Genomic DNA, 23,538 nt, shown 5'->3' with positions numbered 1-23,538 from the left:
CCGTCCTGGATGGAATTGGAGCGCAGGGGATCGTCTTGCAGTGCCTGCGCGTTGTTCGTTGCTATATAGGCCGGTGCGATGGCCTTGACGGCTGCATTCGTGAGGGGGAACTGCGCCCGCTGTCTCGCGCATCGATGCGTGTCTGAAGCCCTGTTTTACGGGGCAGCAGGGCGCATTGTGGCGACCAGTTCCGCAACATTGATCCCGTATTTCCGCATCTCGGATTTGTTGAGGATCACGCCGTTCTCGGTCAGGTAGAGCCAATCGGTCACGTTGAGCGTGTGGCCGCCCGCGTCTTCGGGCAGGGTGATGGCGTAGCGCATTTCCAGCGTGGCTCCTGACAATTTTCCCGTCGCTTCCCCACGGATATCCGAGGCGGTAGCGGTAAAGGTGGTCGGACTTGTCTTTGTCAGAAACCACTTGCGAGTTTGAGTGTTGCCGTTGTTGTAGGTGAAATTCTCCTCCAGCGTTCCCTCAGTGCCTGCGTCGTTCCATTCGCCCTTCATCTGCGCGACGAAGCGGCTGTTCATGCGACCGCGCGGACCAAAGATGACCCCTTCGGAGAGGATCGGGCCGGCGAGATGCGTGGTCATGTCGAAGGTGGGGCCTGTCTGCGCGTAGTGGTCGGGGCGTTGCGCACGGAAGCTGAACACCATCGTTTTCATCACGACGGCGATCAGGGCGAGGGCAAGCAGGGCCGTGATGAGTTTCATTGGGACGTCCTTAGGGGTTGCCGCGCGCCTCATGGCGGGCGGTGTGTTGTCAGTTGCAGATGCGGCCTGTGTCGTGCGGCGGGATCAGGAAGCGGGGTCAGGCATGGGCAAGCTCTACCTGCACCACATCCGTGTTCCCCGTGGCGAAAGACGCTGCGCAGATTTCGAGGTAGTATTGCCAGTTGCGCAGGAAACTCTCGGAATAGCCGAGGCGCCGCACCTTTTCGCGCTGCGCTTTGAGGCGCGTGCCCCACATGCGGCAGGTCGTGGCGTAGTCCTGACCGAAGGCGAAACTGTCGCGAACCTTGAGACCGGCGGCGCGCGCCTGTTCGGCGATAACACTGTCGGACAGCAGCATTCCCCCTGGAAAGACATACTGGCGGATGAAGTCTGACGAGGTGCGATAGGCCTCGAAGTTGGCGTCAGGAACGGTGATGGCCTGAACCATGGCGCGTCCCCCTTCGGCGAGGTTGCGCTTGATCGTGCTGAAATAGCTTGGCCAGTAGCGCTCCCCTACGGCTTCGATCATTTCGATGGACACGATGTTGTCAAACTTCCCGTCAATGTCGCGGTAGTCGCGCAACTGGATGTCGGCGCGGCCATCGAGGCGGGATTCGGCAAAACTGTGTTGCTTGCGTGAGATCGTCAGCCCCGTGACATCGCGGCCCGTTTCAGAGGCTTGTTCGGCAAATCCGCCCCAGCCGCAGCCAATCTCCAGAACCCGTTCCCCATCGGCCAGACGCGAGAGAACACGGTCATTCTTGCGCAGTTGCGCACGGGTCAGGTCGGTGTCGTTGGTATCGAAAATCGCGGAGGAATAGGTCATGCTTTCGTCGAGCCAGAGTTGATAGAACTCGTTGCCGACGTCGTAATGTGCATGGATATTGGCTCGCGCGCCCTTGCGTGTGTTGGCGCGGAAGATCGTGTCCACTGCGCGAAACTTCAGCCGTGTGAAGAAGCCCGCGCGATCATAGGCTGCGAGCGCCTCGCGGTTGAGCAGGGCGACACGGGTCAGGGCCTCAATGGACGGCGTGTCCCAAAGACCCTCGACATAGGCCTCGCCAAGACCGACCTGACCGCGCGCGGCCACCGCCGTGAGCGCCGCCCAGTCGTTGATCTGCATCTCCGCCTCGGGTCCACTCGTGCCGAAATCGTGGCGCGCACCGTCAGGCGTGATTAGTCGCAGCCGTCCCTCACGCAGTTGCGCGCAGGTCGCCAGAAACTGCGCGGTGATCGCGTTGTTCTTCGATGCCAATTTTCCGTCCTCCACCAATGTCCATCTCGTTGATTTTACGCACGACTCGCAATGCGGAGGCGATCCCGTCTTCGTGGAAACCGTGGCGGTTGTATGCGCCCGCGAACCACGTGCGGTTCTCGCCTTGCAATGCTGCGATCTCGCCCTGTGCGCGCATCGCGCCCGTATCGAAGACGGGGTGATCGAAGGCCACCTCGTCATAAATCAGGTCGTCGGAGATCTCCGGCGACGGGTTGAGCGTGACAAAAAGCGGGTCGCTCTCATCTATGTTTTGCAGTCGGTTCATCCAGTAGGTGATACCGATTCCGCCCTCTTGCGCGCGGTAGGACCAGCTGGACCAACAACTGCGGCGCAGAGGCATCTGTCGCGGGTCGCGGTGCAGGACAGCCTTGTTCGGCTGGTAGGCAATCGCGCCCAGTGAGGCGCGTTCCTGCGGTGTTGCTTCCTCGCCCAGAATGGCCAATGCCTGATCAGAGTGGCAGGCAAAGACGATTTCGTCAAATTCGCCTGTGGTGCCGCCCGCCTTCACGGTGACTTTGCCGCCTGAGCGACGCACGGCCTCGACTGGGCTGGAGGTGCGGATGGAGACGCCTCGGCGCAGGAGTGCGGCTTCGAGACGGCGCACGTATTCGATGGAGCCGCCCGAGACGGTCCACCATTGGTGCGTGTCGATACCTGCAAGAAGCGCGTGGTTGCGGAAGAAGCGCACCAGAGAGCGGGCGGGGAAACGGTCCACCTCCGTGATCGGCGTCGACCAGATCGCGCCGCACATCGGCAGAAGATAATATTTGCGGAACCAGCGCCCCAGACGCAGCCGCTCCACCAAATCCCCGATGGTGGTCTCGTCGTCATGGGCCATTGCCTCGGCATGTTTGCCGAACTTCAGGATGTCGGCGATCATCTTGTAATACTGCGGGCGCATCAGGTTGCGCTTTTGCGCGGCGAAGGTGGAGAGGTTGCGCAGCCCGTATTCGAGCCAGCCGTTGTCGATGCTCACGCCAAAGCTCATTTCGCTCTTCTCGACGGGAACATCGAGCTCGTTGAAGAGGCGCGTGAGGTTGGGGTAGGTGGCGTAGTTGAAGACGATGAAGCCCGTATCAACCGCTTGCTCCCCCGACAGCCCTGCATTCACGGTGCGTGCGTGACCGCCCAGGCGCGGGGCGGCCTCGATCAGGGTCACATCGTGGTGTGGTGAGAGATAGTAGGCCGCCGACATGCCTGAAATTCCTGCGCCGACAACGGCAATGTTTCGGCGCGGGCCTTGGGTGTGATCGAACATGCCATCCTCGGATTTTTGAACTTGTTGAAGCCATTACGGTGGCGGTGGCTGCTTGGATCATCCAAGGCGCAAATAAAGACGCTTTTTGTCGTAAAGGGAGTTGCAGCGAGACTTGCCAGAGGCGCGTTTCGGTTGGTGGCAGTGGATGTGTGGAGAAAAGTGATCCGCTTTGACCGCGCGCGCGTAACTTCTCTATGAAAACCGCTCATATCCAAGGCCAGACCTACCACACGCGCCGCGGAGCCATTCACAATGCGTTCCGCTACGGGGTTGATTTTGTTCTGATCGACATGGAGGACATGGGGCTTCCGCCCCTCCTGTCGCGCAACCGTTTCAACCTGTGGTCCGTGCACGATCGCCGCCACGGCGGGCCGCGTGGTGCGGGAGAGGGGCTTGCGTGGTTTCGAAGGGAACTCGCCTCGCGCGGACTTCCGCTGGAAGGGGTGTCTCTGCTCCTGCTGACGCAGCCGAGTTTTCTAGGCATCCACTTCAACCCCGTCAATTTCTGGATTGCGCAGCGGGGCGGAAAGACCGTCGCCTTTGTGGCGGAGGTCAACAATACCTTTGGCCATCGGCATTGCTACTTTTGCGCCCATCCTGATTTCCGTCCGATCTCTCCGACGGAGCAAATGACCGCTGAAAAGATCATGCACGTCTCGCCATTTCAGGATGTGGACGGGCTCTACCGCTTCACCTTCGATGTGAATGCGCGGGCAGTGACAATCCGTATCCAGTTCGAGAATGGCGGCGAGGGGGTTCTGGCCACATTGGTCGGCACGCGCGACGTGGCCACCACGCGTTCGCTTGCATGGGCGGCGATCCGTCGTCCCTTTGGCGCGGCGCGGGTGGTGGCGCTGATCTATTGGCAGGCGCTCAAGCTGAAGCTCAAAGGCGCGGCCTTCCGCCCCGCGCCAGCACCGCCCGAGCCGCTTGTCTCGGAGGGAATTGAACTGTCGCAGGTCGACACAAAGAGGAGTGGCGCAGATGGTTGATATGGCTGGAAAAACCTACTGGATCGTCGGTGCTAGCGAAGGGCTGGGGCGCGAATTGGCCTATCTTCTTGATGCGGCAGGGGCGTCCTTGCTCCTCTCCGCGCGCAATGCGGAGCGTCTTGAAAGCCTCTGCGCGGAGTTGCGTGATGCCCGAGCTCTCCCGTTCGATGTGACTGATGCGGAGGCGGCCGCCGCGGCCTGTGATGCGGCGGGGAAGATCGACGCGTTGGTCTATAACGCGGGTGCCTACGACCCGATGTCAACGCAGGACTGGGACCGCGATGCGGCATTGGGGATTGTCGAGGTGAACCTCATGGGGGCGATGCGGATCTTGGGCGATGTTGTTCCCGCCATGGCCAAGCGCGGGGCGGGGGATATCACGCTGATTGGCTCGCTTGCAGGCTATCGCGGCCTACCTGCCTCAATCGGCTATTCGGCCAGTAAGGCGGGCGTGATTTCTCTGGCCGAGACGATGCGGTTTGATCTCAAAGGCACTGGAGTGTGCGTGCGTGTCGTCAATCCCGGCTTCATCAAGACGCGGCTGACCGACAAAAACACCTTCAAAATGCCTCAGATCATGACGCCCGAGACGGCGGCGGATCGGGTGTTCAAGGCAATGCAGCGTAAACGGTTCCGTACGGATTTTCCCAAGCCCTTCGCATGGGTGATCCGCGTGATCGATCTGCTTCCTGATTGGGTGGTCTATCGCGGCAAGTGAGCCGTTTCCTGAGGAGGCCAAGACCAAAAAGACAAAAGGGCGCGCCTGTTTCCAAGGCACGCCTTTCTTTTGTTCCCGTGGTGGGAGGGTCAGATGCGGAAAATCGGCTGCAACAGGCGCGGGATCATGGCGCGGAATTTCAGTGGCGCATCCGTTGCCGCGATGCAGATACAAGGATCGCCCGCATCCGCAATTGGCGTGTGTTCGACGTTCTCGTCGGCGACCTCGACATCGCCCACGCCGAAGCGTCCCGACTCGTCACTGAAACTGCCCTGAAGCACCAGCGTGAGTTCAAGCCCGTTGTGGGTGTGATCGGGCACAGCCTGACCCGAGGGGATGTAGAGAAGGCGCACCGAACCCGCGTCTCCGTGGGAAATGATGTCCTGCTTGACGCCCATGCCAAGGGAACGCCAGCGCGGCTTGCGGCCTGCCATCTCGCCCACGATAGGCGCGGGCAGAGGGCCATCTGCGTGGTAAACCGTCTCGCGTGGAGCTGGTGCGTCGAGCTGGGCCATGAGGGCGGCTTTCATGTCACCCGCAACGGCAATCGTGTCCGTGGTGTCGAGAACCGCGCCGCCGACGCTGTTGTGCGCTTCAAGCGCGCAACGGCATGTCTCGCACAGCGACACATGGGCGGCAACGATCACCGCAAACGGGTGGGGGAGGTTGCCCGACGCATAGGCTGCGAGCATGGCATCGGGAATGTGATGACGGATAGAGGTCATGACTTGAGGTCTTTCAATTCGTGTCGGAGCCGCTCCAGCCCAAGGCGGATGCGGGATTTTATGGTGCCCAACGGGAGGCCCGTCTGGGTGCTGATCTGTTGATGGGTCAGTTCGCCCAGATAGGCCTTTTCGATCATGTCGCGCTGGTCATCGTTCAGTGTGGTGAGCGCCGCACGAATGCGGCCTGTTTCCTGTTCCAGCGCGACGATCTGGCTGGCGTCGGGTTCCGAGTCAGGCTCTTGTTTGAGAGCTTCTGGCACGGGTCGGCGTTCCTTGCGTGCGATGTCGATCTGTCGGTTGCGCGCGATCTGGTAGATCCACGCCGACACCTGCGCGCGATGCGGGTCGAATTGCTCGGCCTTGCGCCAGACGGTCAGCATGACGTCCTGCACAATCTCGTCGGCCTCGGCATGTGTGGCTCCCGCGCGGATGACGAAGCCCTTTAGTCGTGGCGCGAAATAGTCAAAAAGAGCGCCGAAAGAGGTCTTGCACCGTGCATCACGCACCGCGAGCATCCATGTCGTCTGCTTTGATGTTTTGTCACTCGTGGTCGACACATTTTTTCTTTCGAATTGTCCCACGGTGAGGGGGCGCGCGGCCCCGCCCTTGTGCGGCGGTTTATCCAGTTCCAGTGTCAACATGCGTCAATTACGGGCCCGAATGCAAATCGGATCACTCTCGCCGCACAAAAGGACAAGAAAAATGCGCCGCGACCCAAAGGCACGCGACGCATGAGGTTTGCCCCGTTTGATCTGGGCCTACATTTGGGCGGTTCGGGCTACTTCCCCCAACGAAGTGCCAGCACGTCGAGATCACCTGCAAGCTGCAAGAGGCGCTCTTTGGTGCGTTCGGTCATCGGCTTGAGCGGATGGCGCACGTGATCGGATTTGATCACCCCGCCCGCCATCATCACGGTTTTCGTCGCGCGCAGGCCGCATTGGCGGTTCTCATGGTTGATCAGCGGCAGACAGCGGGTCCATTGCGCGAGAGCCACGTCCTTGTTGCCTGCGTGATACTCGGTGACGATCGGACGGATAAGTTCAGGTTGCAGCGCGGAGGTCATGGTGCCCGTGCAGCCCGCATCTAGATCGGCCAGAAGCGTCACCGCCTCCTCGCCATCGCACGGCCCGATGATGTCATCGCCTCCCTCGGCGATCAAAGCGGCAAGCTTATCGGCAGCGAAAGGTGTCTCCATCTTGAAATAGGACACGTTTTCTATCTCACGGGCCATGCGCACGAGGAAGGGAACGGGCAGGGTGACACCCGAAAGCGGCGCGTCTTGCACCATGATCGGGATCGACACGGCGTCGGAGGCGGCGGCGAAATGCTCGAAGATCTGCTCAGGCGCGGGCACAAGTCCGACGCCGTGGTAGGGCGGCATCATCATCAGCATGGACGCGCCGAGCGCCTGCGCCTCACGAGCGCGGTCCACGACGACCTGCGTGGAAAAATGCGAGATGGTGACAATTACGGGCACGCGGCCTGCGACATGTTCGAGCGAGATTTTGGTGAGCGTCGCGCGTTCGTCGTCCGAGAGCACGAATTGCTCGGAGTAGTTGGCAAGGATGCAGATGGCATCGACACCTTGGTCAATCATGCAATCCAGCACGCGGCGCATCCCGTCTTCGTCCACGACACCATTTTCGAGAAACGGGGTGGGGGCGACGGGTAAAATGCCAGTAATGGGGTTTTTCATTGTGCGATTTCCGTAAGTTAAAGGTGCTTTACCAGTTGAAGGCTGGGCGCGACTCCCGCCGCCCGAGGGTCATGGCGTCGGAGACGTGGCGCATGGGGGACAGGTCGACATCGCGCGCGCCCGTTGCTACAAGGCGCGCCATTTCGGCGTAGAGCGAGGGGTACTCGCCATCGAGCCCGCCATGCGAGCCGTCTTGCGCCACGCCGTCGATCAGCATCGCGCCGCCACCTTTTTCGAGCTTGAGAACGCCTTGCTCTGTCTCCGCCTCGATGTCCCAGATGTCCTCGCCATCGTGATCCCATTCCATCGACGCGGAGCAGGCCGCGCCATTCGGGTGGGTGAAGGCCATCTCTGTGGCAATCGGTGTTTGGCAATTGGCGGGGACGTAGAGGGTTGCTTCTCGCAGGTGGATTGGGTCGGGCAGGATTTCGGTCACGATCGAGAGCGCATTGATGCCGGGATCGAAGATACCCATGCCACCGGGCTCAAACACCCAATCCTGTCCCGGATGCCACTTGCGCACGCTTTCCTTCCACGTGACCGTGAAGCGGGTCAGGGTCTTGTCCTTGAGCCACGCTTTCGCGGCTTGCACGAAGGCGGCCTGACGCGAGTGCCATGAAGCGTAGAGAGACAGACCCTTCTCGGTGGCGAGGGCTTCGAGCGCGTGGACCTCGGAGAGTGTCGCCCCCGGGGGCTTTTCGAGCATCACATGTCGCCCCGCCAGAAGCGCTTCACGGGCGTAGGAAAAGCGCGGCACAGGCGGCATACAGAGCGAGACCGTGTCGATCTCGGGGTGCGCGGCGAGCATCTCGCTCATGTCGGTATAGTTCGGCACACCGTCCACGGTATTGTTGCGCGACACGGCGGCGGCCAGTTCCCAATCTGGGGAGGCGGCCAATGCGGGGATGTGTTGGTCAACGGCGATCTTTCCGACCCCGACCAATGCGATTTTGCGTTTGCTCATTAGTGACTGTCCTTTCCTACGGGGGCGCCGCGACAACCTTTGAGGAAGTCGAGATCGGCACCTGTGTCTGCGCCCTCGACATGGGCTTGGTGCAACCATGCGTAGCCAGAGTCAGGGCGTTCGTGGCGGGGTGTCCATGCCTTGAGCCGCGTGGCCAGCTCCTCCTCGGAGATGTCGAGGTGGAGGCGGCGGTTGGGCACGTCCAGTTCGATCATGTCGCCATTTTGCACGACTGCCAGTGGACCACCTGCGGCTGCCTCGGGCGAGGTGTGCAGGACGACGGTGCCATAGGCTGTGCCCGACATGCGCGCGTCAGAGATGCGAACCATATCGGTGATACCCTTCTTGAGCACCTTGGGCGGCAGGCCCATGTTGCCCACTTCCGCCATGCCGGGATAACCCTTCGGCCCGCAGTTCTTCATGACCATGACGCAGGTCTCGTCGATGTCGAGATCGGGGTCGTTGATCTTGGCCTTGTAGTCGTCGATGTCCTCGAAAACGACCGCGCGACCACGGTGGGTGAGTAGGTGTTCGGAGGCCGCCGATGGTTTGAGAACCGCGCCCTTGGGAGCCAGATTGCCGCGTAGAACTGCGATGCCGCCTTGGGGTGTGAGGGCGCGTTCCAGGGGGCGGATAACGTCCTCGTTGTGGTTAACCACATCCTTGATCTCCTCCCACATCGTCGCGCCCGAAACGGTGAGCGCATCCTTGTGAAGCTGTCCCCCCTCGGCAAGACGCTTGAGGACCACTGGCAACCCGCCCGCATAGAAGAACTCTTCCATCAGATATTCGCCCGAAGGCATCAGGTTGACGATGGTCGCGATGTCTCGGCCACAACGATCCCAGTCATCCAGCGTGAAGTCGATGCCGACACGGCCCGCCAGTGCGAGCAGGTGAACCACGGCGTTGGTCGAGCCGCCGATGGCCCCGTTGGCGCGTACGGCATTTTCGAAGGCCTCTTTGGTGAGGATGTCGGAGGGTTTGAGGTCGTCCTTGACCATCTGCACAATGCGTCGACCCGAAAGTTGCGCCATCACGCGGCGGCGACTGTCTACGGCGGGGATCGCAGCGTTGCCGGACAAGGCCATGCCGAGCGCCTCGGCCATCGACGCCATCGTGGAGGCGGTGCCCATCGTGTTGCAGGTGCCCGTCGAGCGGCTCATGGACGCCTCGGCTTCGAGAAACTCCTCTTGGGTCATCTCGCCCGCTTTCACGGCTTCGGAGAATTTCCAAAGGTGCGTGCCTGATCCGACCCGCTCGCCTTGGAAATAGCCGTTGAGCATCGGCCCGCCTGTTACCACGATGGAGGGCAGGTCGCAGGAGGCTGCGCCCATCATCAACGAGGGCGTGGTTTTGTCACATCCCACCAGCAGCACACAGCCGTCAATGGGTTGTCCTCGAATGGTCTCCTCCACCGCGAGGGCCGCGAGGTTGCGAAACATCATCGCCGATGGACGGAAGGTGTTCTCGGAGGCCGAGAAAACGGGCACTTCGACGGGGAAGCCGCCTGCTTCCCAGATGCCCGCCTTCACTTTTTCAGCCAGTTCTTTCATGTGCGAACCGTTGCACGGGGACAGCTCCGACCATGTGTTGAGGATGCCGATGATAGGACGCCCGTCGAACAGATCGTGCGGGTAGCCCTGGTTCTTCAGCCAGCCGCGGTGATAGATAACGTCGCGCGATGTGCCGCCGTACCACTCCTGTGACCGCAGTTTGCGGGGCCATTGTGCGGGTTTGAATGTCATTTTTCCTCCTGTGCGTGCTTCATGCACGCGGGTATTCCCTTGCGGGGGATTAGGTCGCTTACCCGCGAATGCGGCGCTCGGAGCGCGCGCAGGGGCAGTGTTTCATTGGACTATTGATCCCGCTCATCGAGCACGTCGCGCACGTCGTTGATGGAATCGTCAAGCAGATCTTGCATCAGGTTGCGCGCGCGCGCGCCGTCCCCGTCGCGGATCGCATCGGCCACGGCCTTGTGCTGTTCAAGGCGTCGCTCCTTGATCACGTCCGCGCCGCGCCAACTCACCTCGAAGGTCGAGATCATCGCCGCGCGGATCAGTGCGGAAAACCCCGAGATGAACGGGTTTCGCGTCGCGGTCAGCACGGCCACGTGGAAGGCAAAATCGGCCTCCACAAGATCAGTCTCCACGCTTGTGTTGTCGCGCATGTCGGCAAAGGCGGCATAGAGCAGGTCAATGTCGGCATCGGTTCGACAAGCAGCGGCCATTTCCGCCGCGCCGGGTTCGATCAAACGGCGCAGGGCGTAGAGATCTTGCGCAATGTCGGCGGCGGGCACCGATTGCAAATGCCACGCCAGAACATCCTGATCGAGCATGTTCCAATGTCGCTTGTCCCGCACAGAGGTGCCGACTTTCGGACGCGCGACCACGAGGCCTTTTGCTGTGAGTTTGGAATAGGCTTCGCGCAGCGCGGTGCGCGAGACGCCGTATGTTTCGCGCATCACGGCCTCGTTAGGTAGGAGCGCGCCCGCCTCATAACCTCCCGATACGATCTCCAGCCCCAGTGCGTTGACCAGGGTGGTAGGTTGTTGCTTCGATTTGAAGAACTGAGCCGAGGCAGGGCGGTTCGGAGCTGTCTGGGTGGCGCTGGTAATGCCGCCACGCGCGGCTGCGCGGTTCGATGTCATGGCGCTGTCCTCCCTAAGACAAATCTGTGCTTGGCGCGCTTCGTCGACTGCCTCGCAGAGAATTATCCTATAATACTACTAATTGGTCAGGCAACGGAAATTGGTCATAAAGTAGGATTTATCTGCTGACGCGAAATCTGCTGCAATGCGGCGGATGGAAAGTCGCAAGCGGGAGTTGGAGTTGCGGGGAAGGCTGCGCGGAGTTTTCGGCGGTGCGGCACGCTTATGTCCGCGCCGTTCTGGTGCCGTGTGCGCACGCGGCGGTCGTTTTGGTGGGCGGAAACGCGCTCCGCACAGGGCGGTCCGGCCGAATCGTCCGCGCTCCTGTGCGCTCCAAAAAATGCACGCAACACATGCGGTTGCCGCCCATTTGTGCGCTATCACGTCACAGCACGACACAGCCTCGCGGAGAGGGCTGTCAGTGGGCACCTTGGCTCTTGCGCTGCGTACACAGATTTCGTTTATGGCTGGGGACAGGCGCGCGCTGATGCAGCCTTCTGAAAGAACAAAGACACTGAATTGCGGAGTGCTTGAGCAATGACGGACCAAACCAACGAAGTCATCGACTTAAGGTCACTCTTTTCAGTTCTGCGGCGACAGTTTCGATTAATCGCCGTTACAGTGGCGGTGGTGCTGGGATTGGCCGCGCTCTACCTCGTGAGTGTGACGCCGCAGTACTCGGCCTCCACGCTGATTTTTGTCGACCCCACCAACAAGGATATCCTGCTGGCCGATCAGTCGGGGCGTCCGTCGTCGGGGGCCGAGAACGCGCGGGTCGAAAGCGAGGTGGAAATTCTCCGTTCGCCCACCGTCCTTCTCGAAACACTGAGCCGTGCCAATCTGATTTCCGATCCCGAATTCGGGCCGAGTGTCGGTTTGTTCGAAAAGTTCAAGATTGCGGCGGGTCTGGACGTGAAGGAGACTGCCGATGCGCAGGATTATGTGCGCGGCGCCTTGACCAAGCTGACCAACAAGGTCTCCGTGCGCCGCAGAGGCCTGACCTACCTTATTTCCGTCACCGCGACATCCGAAGATCCTGATACCGCGGCGAATATCGCCAACACCCATGCGCGTGCCTACATCGACCTGCAGGTTGCGGGTAAAACGGACGCTGCGCTGGCTTCCCGCGATATTATCCAATCCCAAATCGAAGGTGCGCGGGCACAGTTGACCGAGGCCGAGAACAACCTCGACCAGTTCATCGACAACAATCTCGAAACGCTCTCCGCTGAAGTGGGGACGCAGGAATTTGACCGTCTGCGCGCGCAGTTTGAACAGGTGCGCGAAGGGTCGTTGGCCGCCGAGGCGCAAATCAGCGAGATGCGGGGCGCGATTTCGTCAGGGGCGTGGGACACTGTTGTTGCCTCGCTTGAGGATGATGCTTTGGCCGCGCTTGACCAGCAGCGCCGCCAGCTCCAGCAGCGACTGGGCAACGTGGAGGCAGGGTCATCGCTTGCCGTTGATCTGCGTGCGGGGCTGGAGCAGATCGAAACACAACTGAGCGCGCGCGCGTCGCAGGCTGTTGCGGGGTTGGAATACGATCTTGAAGGGCTGCGCTCAGAGACAGGGAACCTGCGGGACCAGATGCGCGAACAGATGCTTGATAATGTGTCTGCTGGCACCTTGGCCGAAATCTTCTCTCTGCAACAAGAAGCCGAGATCGCACAACGCCAATACCGCACGCTCCTCAACCGCATGCGGGAATTGGAAGCGCAGGCCGTTGTCCAGATCGCCGACAGCCGTATCGTGTCCGAAGCTCTCCCACCTGTGCAGCCGAGCAAGCCGAACAAGCGCCTCGTTTTGGCCCTGGCACTGGTGGTCGCGCTTGGTGCAGGTATCGCGCTTGCCGTGCTTAACGAATACTTCGTCGGCGGTATCACCGATGTTTCGCAACTCAAGCAGATCATTGCGGCCCCTGTCGCGGGCTCGATCCCGAAATCCGAGTTTTCCGCCTCGCAAAGCTCCGTGGCCGACCTTGTTGTAGAGGAGCCGATGTCTTCCTATTCCGAGGCCATCCGCCGTGTGCGGGCCGTGATCGACCAAGGTGTGTTCAGGAGCAAGCACGAGGGGTGTCAGGTCATCATGGTCACATCGGCCATTTCGACGGAGGGCAAGTCCTCGACCGCGTTGGCACTGGCGCGGACCTATGCTTTGTCGGGCAAAAACGTGCTGTTGATCGACGCTGATCTGCGCAAGCCGACCCAGCACAAGCTCATCAACCACGAACCTGGCAACGGGTTCCTCGACTACCTCACCTCTCCCGCCGACATGGGTAAGGAGGATCCGTCCTTCTATGTGGTCGACCCCAAATCGCGAGCGGGTGTGATCCTTGGCAAGGGGCGCGCGAATATCCCAACTGATCAGCTATTGCAGTCGCAGGCCTTCGCCGCGCTCATCGAGAACGCGCGCGAGAGCATGGACGTGGTGATTGTTGATACTTCGCCCGTCGTCCCTGTTGTCGACGCGCGCTACATTGTGCCGCTGGTTGATAGCGTGCTGTTGTTGGTGCGTTATGGTCTGACCCGTCAGCGTGACGTGCGTGAGGCGTTCAGCCAGTTGCGCGATGCGGCGCGGGGCGAATTGCCCGTGGTGGCCGCGTTGAACCTCGACGAGACGCGCTCATCCGACTACGGATACTACTACCACAGCAGCTGATCCTGCGCGCTCTTTGAGCGGGCAAGGGCACGGAGTTGCGGGCAGGCATTCGAACCGCGTCGCGAGAAAACGTGGCGCGGTTCAGATTATTTTAAACAAATCCGAAGCTGAAAAACCGCAGCGATGCGCCCCCGTCGCGGGTGTGCAAAGCCTTTCTTTACCTTTCTGGCGTTAGATCGACCCCGTGGCGAGGTGGGCTTGCCCAGAACGGCCATCGTGCCGTTCTCAAAATCGAGTGGGGTTTTAACTATGACACTGTGTCGAACAAACGACACCGGCAGGTCGCCTTTGCGATCGCCTGTGCCGGGAATGCGCGCGGCCTTGCGCGCGGTGAGAGTGGAATACGCGGGCGCTTTACTTGTGTTGACGCTGACCTTCGGAGTGATTGGTGCGACCCTGCACGCCGCGCAGCCACGAAGCGCGATGATCGTGCGCAACGACCCAGGTGGGCGGCTGGCCGATCGCGTCGCACAAATTGACCGTATTCGCGCCAGTGGCACGGCGGTGCGCATCGAAGGCGGCTACTGCAACTCGGCGTGTACGATGTATCTGGGGCTGCCCAATACCTGCGTGTCGCGCACTGCGACCTTCGGGTTTCACGGGCCAATGAGCCAGTTCTACGGAATGGCGCTGCCGCCTGATGAATTCGAATACTGGTCGCGGGTTATGGCCGCCTACTACCCTGAAGAGCTGCGCGACTGGTATCTCCGCGAAGCGCGCTACACCACGATCGGGATGAAGACCGTTTCAGGCCAAACCCTGATACGCATGGGCGTGCGCGAATGTCGGTGAGTGCTCTACGCAGAGAATGCCCCGCATAGAAAAAGGCGCCCCGCGAGGCACCTTCTCCAATTCGAAAACGATGTGACCGATCAGGCGTCGGAAGCGGGTTGGCCGTCCGTGGCGGGTGTGCTCGCCGCAGGAGTCGGGTCAAGTCCGACAGCCTCGGCAGGGGTTGCGGCTGCTTGGCCCGATTCAACTACCGCGGCTGCTTGGATCACGCCTTGTGCGGCTTGCGGGTTGCTCATCGACGACGCAGCACTTTCCATTGCAGAACTGATCGCGCGCAAGACTTCGGGCGCCGTTGTTGCTTGTGCTGCCACATAAACTTGGCTCACCAGACTGGCGATTTGCTCGTCCAATGCAGCGCCTGCTAGCCCAAGCGATTCAAGCCGTGCAATCTCGGCGAGCATGATTGCTTCACAGCTGGCGGGTTGCGCGGTGCAGGCCGACGCGATGTCTTGCTGAGCGCTTGCACCTGTTGCGAGAGCGCTGAAGAAAACGGCACTTGCCAGCGCTACGGAAGTCTTTGAAAAGTTCATTTTTTGCCCCGATAAAAAATGGTATCAACATCTGCGTTAAGAGTGCCGTAAAAAGGGCAAAATAACAAGTGAACATACGGTAAATCCGCATAATACGACCATATTGGTACTTACGGTTGAGAAAGTGCTGAAATCAGTATCCTGTATGCCCTTTTGAGAAATGGACTATGGGGAATATTTCGCACCTTTGGACTAGGTTAGGCGCGGCGGTTTTGTGGCATTGATTCTACGTGATTGCGCTCGCGGCAAGTTTGGCACCGCAAGTGGGCATCGCATCACGCACAATTTTAACAGGTCCTCGCATGATCAGTTGCAGGCGTCTGCGGGCGGTGCGACAACTGCGACGATCCGAAATACGGAAGACTGTATGCGTCCAGAACAACGAATTGGTGTGGTCGGCACGGTGGGGGCGCTATGCGTTGCTGTGCTGGCGACATGGGCGTTTGCCGCTGAACGCACGGCCTTCGCCTCGTACCGTTCCAATCCTGACGAGGCCTTTGCCGAATTGCGGCGGCGCGCCGACCATCCCGTGGTCGCGCTCAGCGCGCTGTCGCGCGAACGGGCGGTGGAGATGTGCTCCGAAGCCCTGATCGCGCCACTGTCATTTGCCTTCCCGCCCGATGAAAAGCGCGCTGTGGCACAGCGATGCGAAGTGATCGCGGCGCGTGTTGTGGACGCATCACCCGCTTGGGGGCTTGCATGGTTCGCTCAGGCCCGTGCGCAGTTCGAGCTGGGGAAGGTGGCGGAGGCCGTGGAAAGCCTGCGCCGCTCTGCCCGCCTTGCGCCAAACGAGGGATGGATCGCCCAAAAACGCGTCCTGCTCGGGCGCGACTTGCTACGAACGCCTTCTCTTGATGCGCCGGACATGCTTGCTGAGGTGACGGACGATCTGCACGCTGATTTGACCCTCCTGTTTTCCCAATACGCTACCATAACATGGATTGCGCAGCTCTACGCGGTGGCCCCTGACTTCAAACCCGTCATTGCCGATGTGGCCGAACAACAGGATGACGCAACCCGTGCAAGGTTCTTGCGGCAGGTTCGCAATGCCATGAATGGACGGAGAATTTGATGGACTTCGGATCTCTGAAACCGAAGAAGGCCAACCCGTCGCGCAATGCGATTGAGGCGGGGGGGCTGACCTTTGACGTGACTTTGGTCGAGGATACGCATGATCGCGTGACCCGACCTAATCCCGTCAACGAATTGCTTGTGCCGCTGGTGGGCGTTCTGGTCATGATTGTGCCCTTCGCTGTAGGCGGGAACCGCCCGCAGCCGTGGACCCTGAACGCAATGGCGGTCGCAGTGATTGCGGCTGTCTATTTCGCGTCACTTCTGATGTCGCACAGGGCGCGCGCGCCACGCTTCCTCCATCACCGCGCAGTCCTCTTCGCGGCTCTGCTGATGCCACTTTTCGCGATAGTCCAAATCCTGCCAGTTTTCGCTTGGCTGCCGCAGGGCGCGGTTCCCCAAGAGGTCGCTGGTGCGCAAATCTCGGTCGCGCCGTCTGTGACGGTGCTGGGGGGGCTGCGCAGTGTGACTTACTTGCTCATTTTCATTGTGACGATCGAAATATGCGGACGCGAAACCCGCGTGCGGCAACTGTCGCGGATCATTTTCTACGGCGTCACATTGCACGCGCTTTGGGCCATGGTTGCCCTTCGCCTCTTGGGAGACATCCATATCTGGGGTGAAAAGACCTCCTATCTCGGATGGGCCACGGGGCCATTCGTGAACAGGAACAGTTTTGCGACATTCCTTGGCATGGGGCTGATCGTCGGGCTGGCTCTGGTTCTGGATCGCGCAAACCGCCGCCGCACGCGCCGTCCCGACAAGGACAGCCCCTTGTCCCCATATGCGATTGCCACGGCCTTCGACTGGGTCTGTCTGGTGATGATTTTCACTGCGCTTCTGGCCACGGGGTCGCGCATGGGGGCGGTGGCGACCATCCTTGGTGCCGTAGGGGTGGCTGTGGCGATGCGGATCAAAACACGCCGCGCGCGCCGTGCCACCAAAGGTCCAAGGCGATCGCGCCGACGTCCAAAGTTCGCGCGTTTTGGCCTGCCTTTACTTGGCGCAGGGGTGCTGATGATTTTGGTTCTGGTGCTCGGGGGCGACGTGGTGGAGCGCATGCTCTTCGTGGAACGTGCCTCCGAGACGCGCGCCGAACTCTATGTACAGACCTTACGTCTCATCACGACGCGGCCGCTCACAGGCTACGGGCTTGATACGTTCAGGATTGCCTTTCCGCTGGTGCACACCCCTGAGGTCAATCCCTCTCTGACGTGGGACTTGGCGCATAATACCTATCTGTCGAACTGGGCCGAGCTTGGTGTGGTTGCGGGGAGTGCGCCGATCCTTGCGGTTGCATTGGCTGCGTGGCGGATCGCAGGAGTGGTGCGTCTGCGCGAAAGCCATGTTGCGGGGCCGATTTCTGCGCTTGGTGTGATCGCCTTGGGCGCGACGCATTCTTTGGTGGATTTCAGCCTCGAGATCGCGGGCAACACATTGCTCTTTGTCGTGGTCGTCGCCATGGGGCTAAGCCAATGGCGCACGCCCGAGGAGATCGAAAGCGCCTCGGCGCGACGTGAAGCGCAAGGCGCAAAGGGTGGGGGGAGCTGATGCGACTACCGCGTCTGTTCGGCGGGCGTCTTGCTTCGCAACACCGCGAGAATGATCGACGCCCGCGCGGGCCTGTGCGCCGTCGTTTGTCTCTCGCGCAGGTGCCCGCAGTGACCTATGCTGTGGGGGATGTGCACGGGCATGATGTGCTTTATCGCGCACTTGAGGCCCGCTTGATCGCCGATGCCGCGCGCTATGACGGACCTGTCCTGATCGTGGTTCTGGGCGATATGATCGACCGTGGACCGCGCAGCGCCGACCTCATTGAACATCTACTGACTGCTCCACCCGAAGGGATCACACGGGTCGCCTTGATGGGCAATCATGAGGATATGTTTTGCCGTTTCCTCGATAATCCCGACGACGCCCGCGCGTGGCTTGGCTGGGGGGGGGCGGAGACATTGGCATCCTACGGAATTCACGCCGATCCGGCGCGCGGATACGAGCTTTCGGCCCATGCGTTCAAGGCGAAACTCGAAACCTGCGTGCCGCGCGAACACCGTCGTTTCCTCGACGATTTGCCTCTAAGTATCTCTATGCCCGACTATGCGTTTTCCCATGCGGGCGGGGTGGCAGCCCGTGATTGGGAGGCGCAGGAGAAGGATGATCTGATCTGGAGCGATCCGCGTGAGTTGCCGGAAGGGTCTTTCGGGCGCACGGTGGTGCATGGTCACGTTCCCGTACCGCAAGTGGAGATCACACGCGGCAGGATCGCAGTGGACACGGGAGCTTATGAGAGTGGGGTTCTCAGCGCTGTGCGATTGGTCGCAGGTGAGCCACCAGTTGTCTTTGCGCAGAGCCATGAGGGGCCTGTGGCGCCATTGTCCGAAGGCGGCTAGGCAGCTCCGTTCAATCCAGAATATGAACCATGTGGCGCAGGGCCAGTGCATATCCGTGCACGCCGAACCCCGCCATCACCGCATCCGCGCGCATCGACACATAGGAGGTGTGGCGGAACGACTCGCGTTTGTGAACCTGACTGATATGCACCTCGATCACGGGGCCGTCGAAGGTGTTGAGCGCATCCAGAATGGCAATCGAGTAATGGGTGAAGGCGGCAGGGTTGATGATGATCCCCGCACCATTCTCACGCGCCTCGTGAATCCAGTCGACGATCTGGCCTTCGTGGTTGGACTGCAGAAAACGCGTCGTGAAGCCCGCTTCCTGTGCGAGTGCCGCGCAGGTCTTGTCGACGTCTTCGAGCGTGTCGGACCCGTAGATTTCGGGTTGCCGCTTGCCCAATAGGTTCAGGTTCGGGCCGTTGAGGATGTAGATCATCTTGCTCATGGGGGTCTCCATGTTCTTCGCGACGTTTGTGGCACAGGCAGAAGCCATGGGCCAGCGTCGCGGTTCGATGGAACGCGCAAGGGGGCGCGGGTGCGACTTCCGTGTCGCAGTCGAGTAGGCGCTTGTCGCCTGAAACCGTTAACCTTTCAAATGCAGAGGTTAACGGCAGTTCAACGAACGGGCTTTGGGCGGCGAGGCGCTCTTAGCTACCCGTGCGCGCGAAGATGACCGTCACCGTGCGCAGGATCAGGCCGAGGTCGTTGATAAAGCTACAGGTGCGGCCGTAAAGATTGTCGTAGCGTGCCCGATCACCGAAGGTCGTCGCATTACGTCCTTCGATTTGCCACAGGCCCGTGATGCCCGGGCGGAGTTGGGCATAGGCCCAGCCGCCCGCGTTCTCATAGAGATCTTCCTGATCGGGCGTATAGGGGCGCGGACCGACGACACTCATATCACCGAGCAGCACATTCCAGATTTGCGGCAGCTCGTCGAGGCTTGTGGCGCGCAGGAACCTGCCCAGTTTGGTGATGCGCGGGTCGTTTTCCAGTTTCTGGTAACGGTGCCATTCTGCAGCGATTTTCGGGTCGGAGGCACACAAATCTTTAAGGATCTGGTCCGCGTCGACCTTCATCGTGCGCAGTTTGTAACACTTGAACCGCTTGTTGCCTTTGCCCACTCGTTCGTGAGCGAAGATCGCAGGCGCCCCTTCGGCGCGCACCAATACAAAGAGAACCAGCAAGACAGGAGCGACAATCGGTAAAATCAGGAGCGAGAAGGCAATATCAAATGCCCGTTTGAAGTTGCGTGCGTAAAGTGTTTTGGAAATTTCACGTGGACGCTGGGCGCCGCGATTAATTCTGACAAGACGGGCTTTTCCCGCCTTCCGAGCAACAGAGGAGTGCGCGGAGAGTTTCGTTGCGTCAAATGACATTTCGACCTCGGTTTGGTGGGCAAGTGTGCCCAGACACAGGTTTAAATTCTTTATCACCGCAACACCCACGTTTACGTTTGCATCATGAGGGGCTTCAAATCTAGTCGGGAAACGGCAACAAAATGCGACAATTCCATGAATTTTCCCGAAAAGCGGTCACAATTAACCATTTCGCGCGGGATGTTCCGCCATATTGTCACAGTGATTTGGATCGATGGTCTGGGTTAACGTGTTGTAAATATTTCGTGATTTCATCCATGGAGACAACATGAACATGATGCATTGTATGCGCGGAAATAAGTGCCCCAGACCTGTGCAAATTTTTTCAGCACTTGAAGTATGTCGGCGCGCGATAATCGGGTTGATGGCGACATTAGCCGTGTCCAGCGCGTGTGCCGCCGACGAGACGGTCGATATCTTTGCCGCCGCCAGTTTGAAGAACGCGCTTGATTCGGTGGCGGACCGCTATGAGCAAGAAACAGGGGAGACGCTTCGGCTGACTTTCGCGGGGTCTTCCACGCTTGCGCGCCAGATCGAATTCGGTGCCCCGGCGGATATTTTCATTTCGGCGAATGTCGCGTGGATGGACATGCTGGACGAGGTTGGGCGGTTGGAGGAAGGGAGCCGCCGCGATCTGCTCACGAACAGTTTGGTGGTGATTGCCTTCACGCCTGATGGTGAGCCGATCCCCGCACCGCTCGACCTGACAGAGCCTCATTCGATTAAGGCCCGCCTTGGCGATGCGTTGCTTGCCACGGCGCTCGTGGACGCGGTGCCAGCGGGACAATATGCCAAGGCCGCACTCACATCCTTGGGGCAGTGGGGCGACCTTGAGGGCCGGATTGCGCAGGCTGACAATGTGCGTGCGGCGTTGGCTCTGGTCTCCACGGGGGCGGTGCCGCTCGGCGTGGTCTACGCAACCGATGCCGCCGTGGCGCAGAACGTGGAAGTCGTCGCCGAATTTCCCCGCGACAGCCACCCGCCCATTCGCTACCCTGCCTCCATGATAGAGGGTGCTGCGCCCGAGGCGCGCGCGGTGCTGGATTTTCTCAACAGCCCCGAGGCCGCCGACATTTTTGCGGCACAGGGGTTCGGCGTGATCGGAGACGAGACAAGGTGACGGATTGGCTCGGCCCACAGGAATGGCAAGCGGTCGCGCTCTCGCTCAAGGTGGCGTTCTGGGCGACACTGGTGAGCCTGCCTTTGGGGGTGCTGGTGGCCTATGCGCTCTCGCGGTGGACATTCTGGGGTAAACCCTTGCTTAACGGTTTGGTGCACATGCCGTTGATCCTGCCGCCCGTGGTGACGGGTTATCTTCTACTTCTTGGGTTCGGGCCGCGTGGCCCTTTCGGTTCGGCGCTTGCCGAGATCGGGATGGGGGTTGCGTTTCGCTGGTCGGGCGCGGCGCTTGCGGCAGCAGTCATGGCCTTTCCGCTCATGGTGCGTGCTATCCGCCTGTCTATGGATGCCGTCGATCTCAAGCTTGAAGAGGCAGCCTCCTCACTCGGGGCGGGGCCGTTTCGTGTGTTCTTTACGGTGACGCTGCCGCTCTCGCTGCCTGGTATTCTCGTGGGGGGCGTTCTGGCCTTTGCCAAGGCCATGGGCGAGTTCGGCGCGACGATTACATTTGTCGCCAATATTCCCGGTCAGACCCAAACTCTGCCCTCTGCGATCTATGCCTTTCTTCAGGTGCCTGGCGGGGAGAACGCCGCCGCGCGGCTTGTGGTGGTGTCGCTTGTGGTCGCGCTTGGGGCGCTCGTGGCGTCTGAAGTTCTGGCCAAGCGGGTTGCCGCGCGGGTGGCGGGCACATGACCCTCTCTGTTCGCCTCAAACACCAGTTCGATGCTTTCGAGCTTGATGTCGCCTTCGAAGCGCCGCGCGGGATCACGGTGCTGTTTGGACGATCGGGCGCGGGTAAATCGACCATCGTGCGCGCGGTCGCGGGATTGGAGCGTGCGCGAGAGGCAGAGGTGGTGCTGTCGGGCAAGACGCTTGAGGACACATCGCGTGGCATTCGCTTGCCGGCACACAAGCGCAACATCGGCTACATCTTTCAAGATGCGCGCCTTTTCCCTCATATGTCCGTGCGGCAGAACCTCGAATATGGCGCGCGGCTGCGGCGGGGTGATGGCGATGCCTCCGAACTGTCTCGGGTGGTTGAGATGCTTGGGATCGGGGCGCTCCTAGCGCGACGACCCGCTGGCCTTTCTGGCGGCGAGCGTCAGCGAGTGGCCATCGGGCGCGCGCTTCTGTGCCGTCCTGCGCTGCTTCTGGCCGACGAGCCCTTGGCCGCATTGGACGAGGCGCGCAAGGCGGAGATCATGCCCTACTTCGAGCGCCTGCGCGATGAGATCGACATCCCGGTCCTCTATGTCACCCACGCACCTGCGGAGGTCGCGCGGTTGGCCGATTGGGTGGTGGCACTCGACAACGGACGGGTCGCAAGGGCAGGGGCGGCACGCGATGTGCTGTCTGATCCCGCTGTGTTGCCGACAGGTGTGCGTGGCGCGGGTGCGGTGATCGAAGCGCGTGTGGCGAGACACGATGCTGACGGATTGAGTGCGCTCGATGCAGGGGGAGTGGAGCTTTGCGTGCCGCATATTGACCGCGAGATTGGTGCGCGGGTCAGGGTGCGGATTGCTGCGCAGGATGTCATGCTGTCACGCGCGAAACCCGATGGTCTGTCGGCGCTCAATATCCTGCCCGCCACAGTGCGCGAGCGTCGCGATGGCGCAGGGCCAGGCGCGATGATTGCGCTTGAGACGCCCGCGGGTGCGGTGCTGGCGCGGATTACCCGCCGCTCGGCGGATGCGATGGAGATATGTTCGGGACAGTCGATCTACGCTGTGGTCAAAACTGTGTCGATCGCTCCAGAAGATGCGGGTAGCTAACGCAGAGAACACATTGGAGGAGGAGACCTTATGAGCAAACTGGCAATTGTCACAGGTGGCAGCACAGGTATCGGCGCGCATCTGGTCGCCGCTCTTGTCGGTGCGGGATACCGTGTCGGCTTTACCTACTTCAGCTCGCCCGAGGCGGCGCAGGGCGTGGTGCAACCGCTTGGATCGGCTGCCTACGCCGTGAAGTGTGATGCAGGATCAGCGACGGATGTGGCGGCCGCTCATGAAGAGATCGCGGCGCATTTTGACGCTGTGCCTGATCTGCTCGTGAATAATGCAGGCATTCAGACATGGGCACCGCTGCTCGAACTGGACGTGAGTGATTTCGACCGCGTGATCCGCACGAACCTGCGCGGGGCCTTCCTGAATACGCAAGAATTTGCACGGCGTTTGGTTGCTGCGGGCGGCGAAGGGGCGATCATCAATATCGGCTCGGGGTGCAACAAAGTGGCCTTTCCGAAGCTCGTCGATTACGCCGCCTCGAAAGGGGGGATCGAACAGCTGACCAAGAGTGCCGCTCTGGAACTTGGGCCTAAGGGGATACGGGTGAATTGCGTCGCACCTGGTGCGATTGCAAACGAGCGCACGGCGGAGGAGGCGGATGGCTACGCGGAGAAATGGGCTGCGCTGACGCCGTTGCGGCGGGTCGGCACTGTTGCGGATGTGGCCGGGCCTGTGCTGTTTCTGGCGTCGGACGCTGCGGCATTCGTCACGGGCCAGACGCTCTACGTGGACGGTGGCGTTTTTTCCTCCGCGCCTTGGCCGAATTACGAATAGGGCCTTGACGTAAGGTTGCACGTAGCAAATCCCTTCTCTGAAGATCCCCACAACC

Annotated in this window: 23 protein-coding genes; 11 read left to right on the top strand and 12 right to left on the bottom strand. The window is 60.7% G+C overall.

Going from position 1 to position 23,538, the window contains the following annotated elements; genetic code table 11:
* Positions 1-155: 155 nt before the first annotated feature.
* The 3 genes from ACN0SC_RS12705 to ACN0SC_RS12695 all read right to left on the bottom strand — a co-directional run bounded on the left by ACN0SC_RS12705 (position 156) and on the right by ACN0SC_RS12695 (position 3,247).
* Positions 156-713 (bottom strand): DUF3833 family protein, encoded by a 558-nt coding sequence (locus ACN0SC_RS12705; protein ID WP_417250046.1) that lies wholly within the window; start codon positions 711-713, stop codon positions 156-158.
* Positions 714-810: 97 nt separating this feature from the next.
* Positions 811-1,968 (bottom strand): class I SAM-dependent methyltransferase, encoded by a 1,158-nt coding sequence (locus tag ACN0SC_RS12700; RefSeq protein ID WP_417250045.1) that lies wholly within the window; start codon positions 1,966-1,968, stop codon positions 811-813.
* Positions 1,907-3,247 carry an NAD(P)/FAD-dependent oxidoreductase gene (locus ACN0SC_RS12695; protein ID WP_417250044.1) on the bottom strand — a complete coding sequence of 447 codons (1,341 nt, stop codon included), beginning with the start codon at positions 3,245-3,247 and terminating at the stop codon, positions 1,907-1,909. The genes ACN0SC_RS12700 and ACN0SC_RS12695 overlap by 62 nt, the downstream gene beginning before the upstream one ends.
* Before the next feature lie 194 nt (positions 3,248-3,441).
* Between ACN0SC_RS12695 and ACN0SC_RS12690 the strand changes: the two genes are divergently transcribed.
* On the top strand, positions 3,442-4,239 hold the full coding sequence (locus ACN0SC_RS12690; RefSeq protein ID WP_417250043.1) for a DUF1365 domain-containing protein: 798 nt from the start codon (positions 3,442-3,444) through the stop codon (positions 4,237-4,239).
* The gene (locus ACN0SC_RS12685; RefSeq protein ID WP_417250042.1) at positions 4,232-4,957 is read left to right on the top strand and encodes an SDR family NAD(P)-dependent oxidoreductase; all 726 of its coding nucleotides are present in this window, start codon (positions 4,232-4,234) and stop codon (positions 4,955-4,957) included. The genes ACN0SC_RS12690 and ACN0SC_RS12685 overlap by 8 nt, the downstream gene beginning before the upstream one ends.
* Positions 4,958-5,046: 89 nt before the next feature.
* Here the strand turns inward: ACN0SC_RS12685 and ACN0SC_RS12680 are convergent, their stop codons facing one another.
* The 6 genes from ACN0SC_RS12680 to ACN0SC_RS12655 form a co-directional block, all read right to left on the bottom strand.
* Complete coding sequence (locus ACN0SC_RS12680; protein WP_417250041.1) at positions 5,047-5,682, bottom strand: ChrR family anti-sigma-E factor; 636 nt, start codon at positions 5,680-5,682, stop codon at positions 5,047-5,049.
* A complete protein-coding gene (locus ACN0SC_RS12675; RefSeq protein ID WP_417250040.1) occupies positions 5,679-6,323 on the bottom strand; it encodes a sigma-70 family RNA polymerase sigma factor in 645 nt (214 codons plus the stop codon). Before ACN0SC_RS12675 ends, ACN0SC_RS12680 begins: the two co-directional genes overlap by 4 nt.
* Before the next feature lie 137 nt (positions 6,324-6,460).
* Positions 6,461-7,378 carry a dihydrodipicolinate synthase family protein gene (locus tag ACN0SC_RS12670; RefSeq protein WP_417250039.1) on the bottom strand — a complete coding sequence of 306 codons (918 nt, stop codon included), beginning with the start codon at positions 7,376-7,378 and terminating at the stop codon, positions 6,461-6,463.
* A 28-nt stretch (positions 7,379-7,406) separates the two neighbouring features.
* Positions 7,407-8,342 (bottom strand): Gfo/Idh/MocA family protein, encoded by a 936-nt coding sequence (locus tag ACN0SC_RS12665; RefSeq protein WP_417250038.1) that lies wholly within the window; start codon positions 8,340-8,342, stop codon positions 7,407-7,409.
* A complete protein-coding gene (gene araD, locus ACN0SC_RS12660; protein WP_417250037.1) occupies positions 8,342-10,087 on the bottom strand; it encodes an L-arabinonate dehydratase in 1,746 nt (581 codons plus the stop codon). Before araD ends, ACN0SC_RS12665 begins: the two co-directional genes overlap by 1 nt.
* 110 nt (positions 10,088-10,197) lie before the next feature.
* Positions 10,198-10,989: a FadR/GntR family transcriptional regulator gene (locus ACN0SC_RS12655; protein WP_417250036.1), complete on the bottom strand. Its 792-nt coding sequence runs from the start codon at positions 10,987-10,989 to the stop codon at positions 10,198-10,200.
* Between the two features lie 537 nt (positions 10,990-11,526).
* Here ACN0SC_RS12655 and ACN0SC_RS12650 point away from each other — a divergent pair.
* Together ACN0SC_RS12650 and ACN0SC_RS12645 are read left to right on the top strand one after the other, a co-directional pair.
* Positions 11,527-13,644: a GumC family protein gene (locus ACN0SC_RS12650; protein WP_417250035.1), complete on the top strand. Its 2,118-nt coding sequence runs from the start codon at positions 11,527-11,529 to the stop codon at positions 13,642-13,644.
* Positions 13,645-14,004: 360 nt separating this feature from the next.
* The gene (locus ACN0SC_RS12645) at positions 14,005-14,436 is read left to right on the top strand and encodes a hypothetical protein (protein WP_417250034.1); all 432 of its coding nucleotides are present in this window, start codon (positions 14,005-14,007) and stop codon (positions 14,434-14,436) included.
* Positions 14,437-14,516: 80 nt separating this feature from the next.
* Here the strand turns inward: ACN0SC_RS12645 and ACN0SC_RS12640 are convergent, their stop codons facing one another.
* Entirely contained in the window at positions 14,517-14,966 is a 450-nt protein-coding gene (locus ACN0SC_RS12640; protein ID WP_417250033.1) for a hypothetical protein, read from the bottom strand.
* Between the two features lie 367 nt (positions 14,967-15,333).
* On the opposite strand from ACN0SC_RS12640, the gene ACN0SC_RS12635 reads away from it, so the two are divergent.
* The 3 genes from ACN0SC_RS12635 to ACN0SC_RS12625 are packed head-to-tail and all read left to right on the top strand — an operon-like array spanning position 15,334 to position 18,427.
* Positions 15,334-16,038 carry a tetratricopeptide repeat protein gene (locus ACN0SC_RS12635; protein WP_417250032.1) on the top strand — a complete coding sequence of 235 codons (705 nt, stop codon included), beginning with the start codon at positions 15,334-15,336 and terminating at the stop codon, positions 16,036-16,038.
* Positions 16,038-17,588 (top strand): O-antigen ligase family protein, encoded by a 1,551-nt coding sequence (locus tag ACN0SC_RS12630; protein WP_417250031.1) that lies wholly within the window; start codon positions 16,038-16,040, stop codon positions 17,586-17,588. The genes ACN0SC_RS12635 and ACN0SC_RS12630 overlap by 1 nt, the downstream gene beginning before the upstream one ends.
* On the top strand, positions 17,588-18,427 hold the full coding sequence (locus tag ACN0SC_RS12625) for a metallophosphoesterase (protein ID WP_417250030.1): 840 nt from the start codon (positions 17,588-17,590) through the stop codon (positions 18,425-18,427). Before ACN0SC_RS12630 ends, ACN0SC_RS12625 begins: the two co-directional genes overlap by 1 nt.
* Before the next feature lie 10 nt (positions 18,428-18,437).
* Here ACN0SC_RS12625 and aroQ read toward each other — a convergent pair whose 3' ends face one another.
* Positions 18,438-18,875 (bottom strand): type II 3-dehydroquinate dehydratase, encoded by a 438-nt coding sequence (aroQ, locus tag ACN0SC_RS12620; protein WP_417250029.1) that lies wholly within the window; start codon positions 18,873-18,875, stop codon positions 18,438-18,440.
* A gap of 202 nt (positions 18,876-19,077) precedes the next feature.
* Positions 19,078-19,806 (bottom strand): sugar transferase, encoded by a 729-nt coding sequence (locus tag ACN0SC_RS12615; RefSeq protein WP_417250028.1) that lies wholly within the window; start codon positions 19,804-19,806, stop codon positions 19,078-19,080.
* A 379-nt stretch (positions 19,807-20,185) separates the two neighbouring features.
* On the opposite strand from ACN0SC_RS12615, the gene modA reads away from it, so the two are divergent.
* The 4 genes from modA to ACN0SC_RS12595 are packed head-to-tail and all read left to right on the top strand — an operon-like array spanning position 20,186 to position 23,483.
* A complete protein-coding gene (modA, locus tag ACN0SC_RS12610) occupies positions 20,186-20,926 on the top strand; it encodes a molybdate ABC transporter substrate-binding protein (RefSeq protein WP_417250027.1) in 741 nt (246 codons plus the stop codon).
* Positions 20,923-21,618 (top strand): molybdate ABC transporter permease subunit, encoded by a 696-nt coding sequence (gene modB / locus ACN0SC_RS12605; protein ID WP_417250026.1) that lies wholly within the window; start codon positions 20,923-20,925, stop codon positions 21,616-21,618. Before modA ends, modB begins: the two co-directional genes overlap by 4 nt.
* Positions 21,615-22,697, top strand: a complete 1,083-nt coding sequence (gene modC, locus ACN0SC_RS12600) for a molybdenum ABC transporter ATP-binding protein (RefSeq protein WP_417250025.1) — start codon at positions 21,615-21,617, stop codon at positions 22,695-22,697. The genes modB and modC overlap by 4 nt, the downstream gene beginning before the upstream one ends.
* 30 nt (positions 22,698-22,727) lie before the next feature.
* Positions 22,728-23,483, top strand: coding sequence for an SDR family NAD(P)-dependent oxidoreductase (locus ACN0SC_RS12595; protein ID WP_417250024.1), 756 nt, complete (start codon positions 22,728-22,730; stop codon positions 23,481-23,483).
* Positions 23,484-23,538 lie beyond the last annotated feature (55 nt).

The sequence above is a fragment of the Celeribacter sp. genome, assembly GCF_048261515.1.
In the GTDB taxonomy this organism is placed as follows: Bacteria; Pseudomonadota; Alphaproteobacteria; order Rhodobacterales; family Rhodobacteraceae; genus Celeribacter.
The sequence above is the reverse complement of the archived record's forward strand: the minus strand, read 5'-3'. Positions and strand labels throughout refer to the sequence as shown.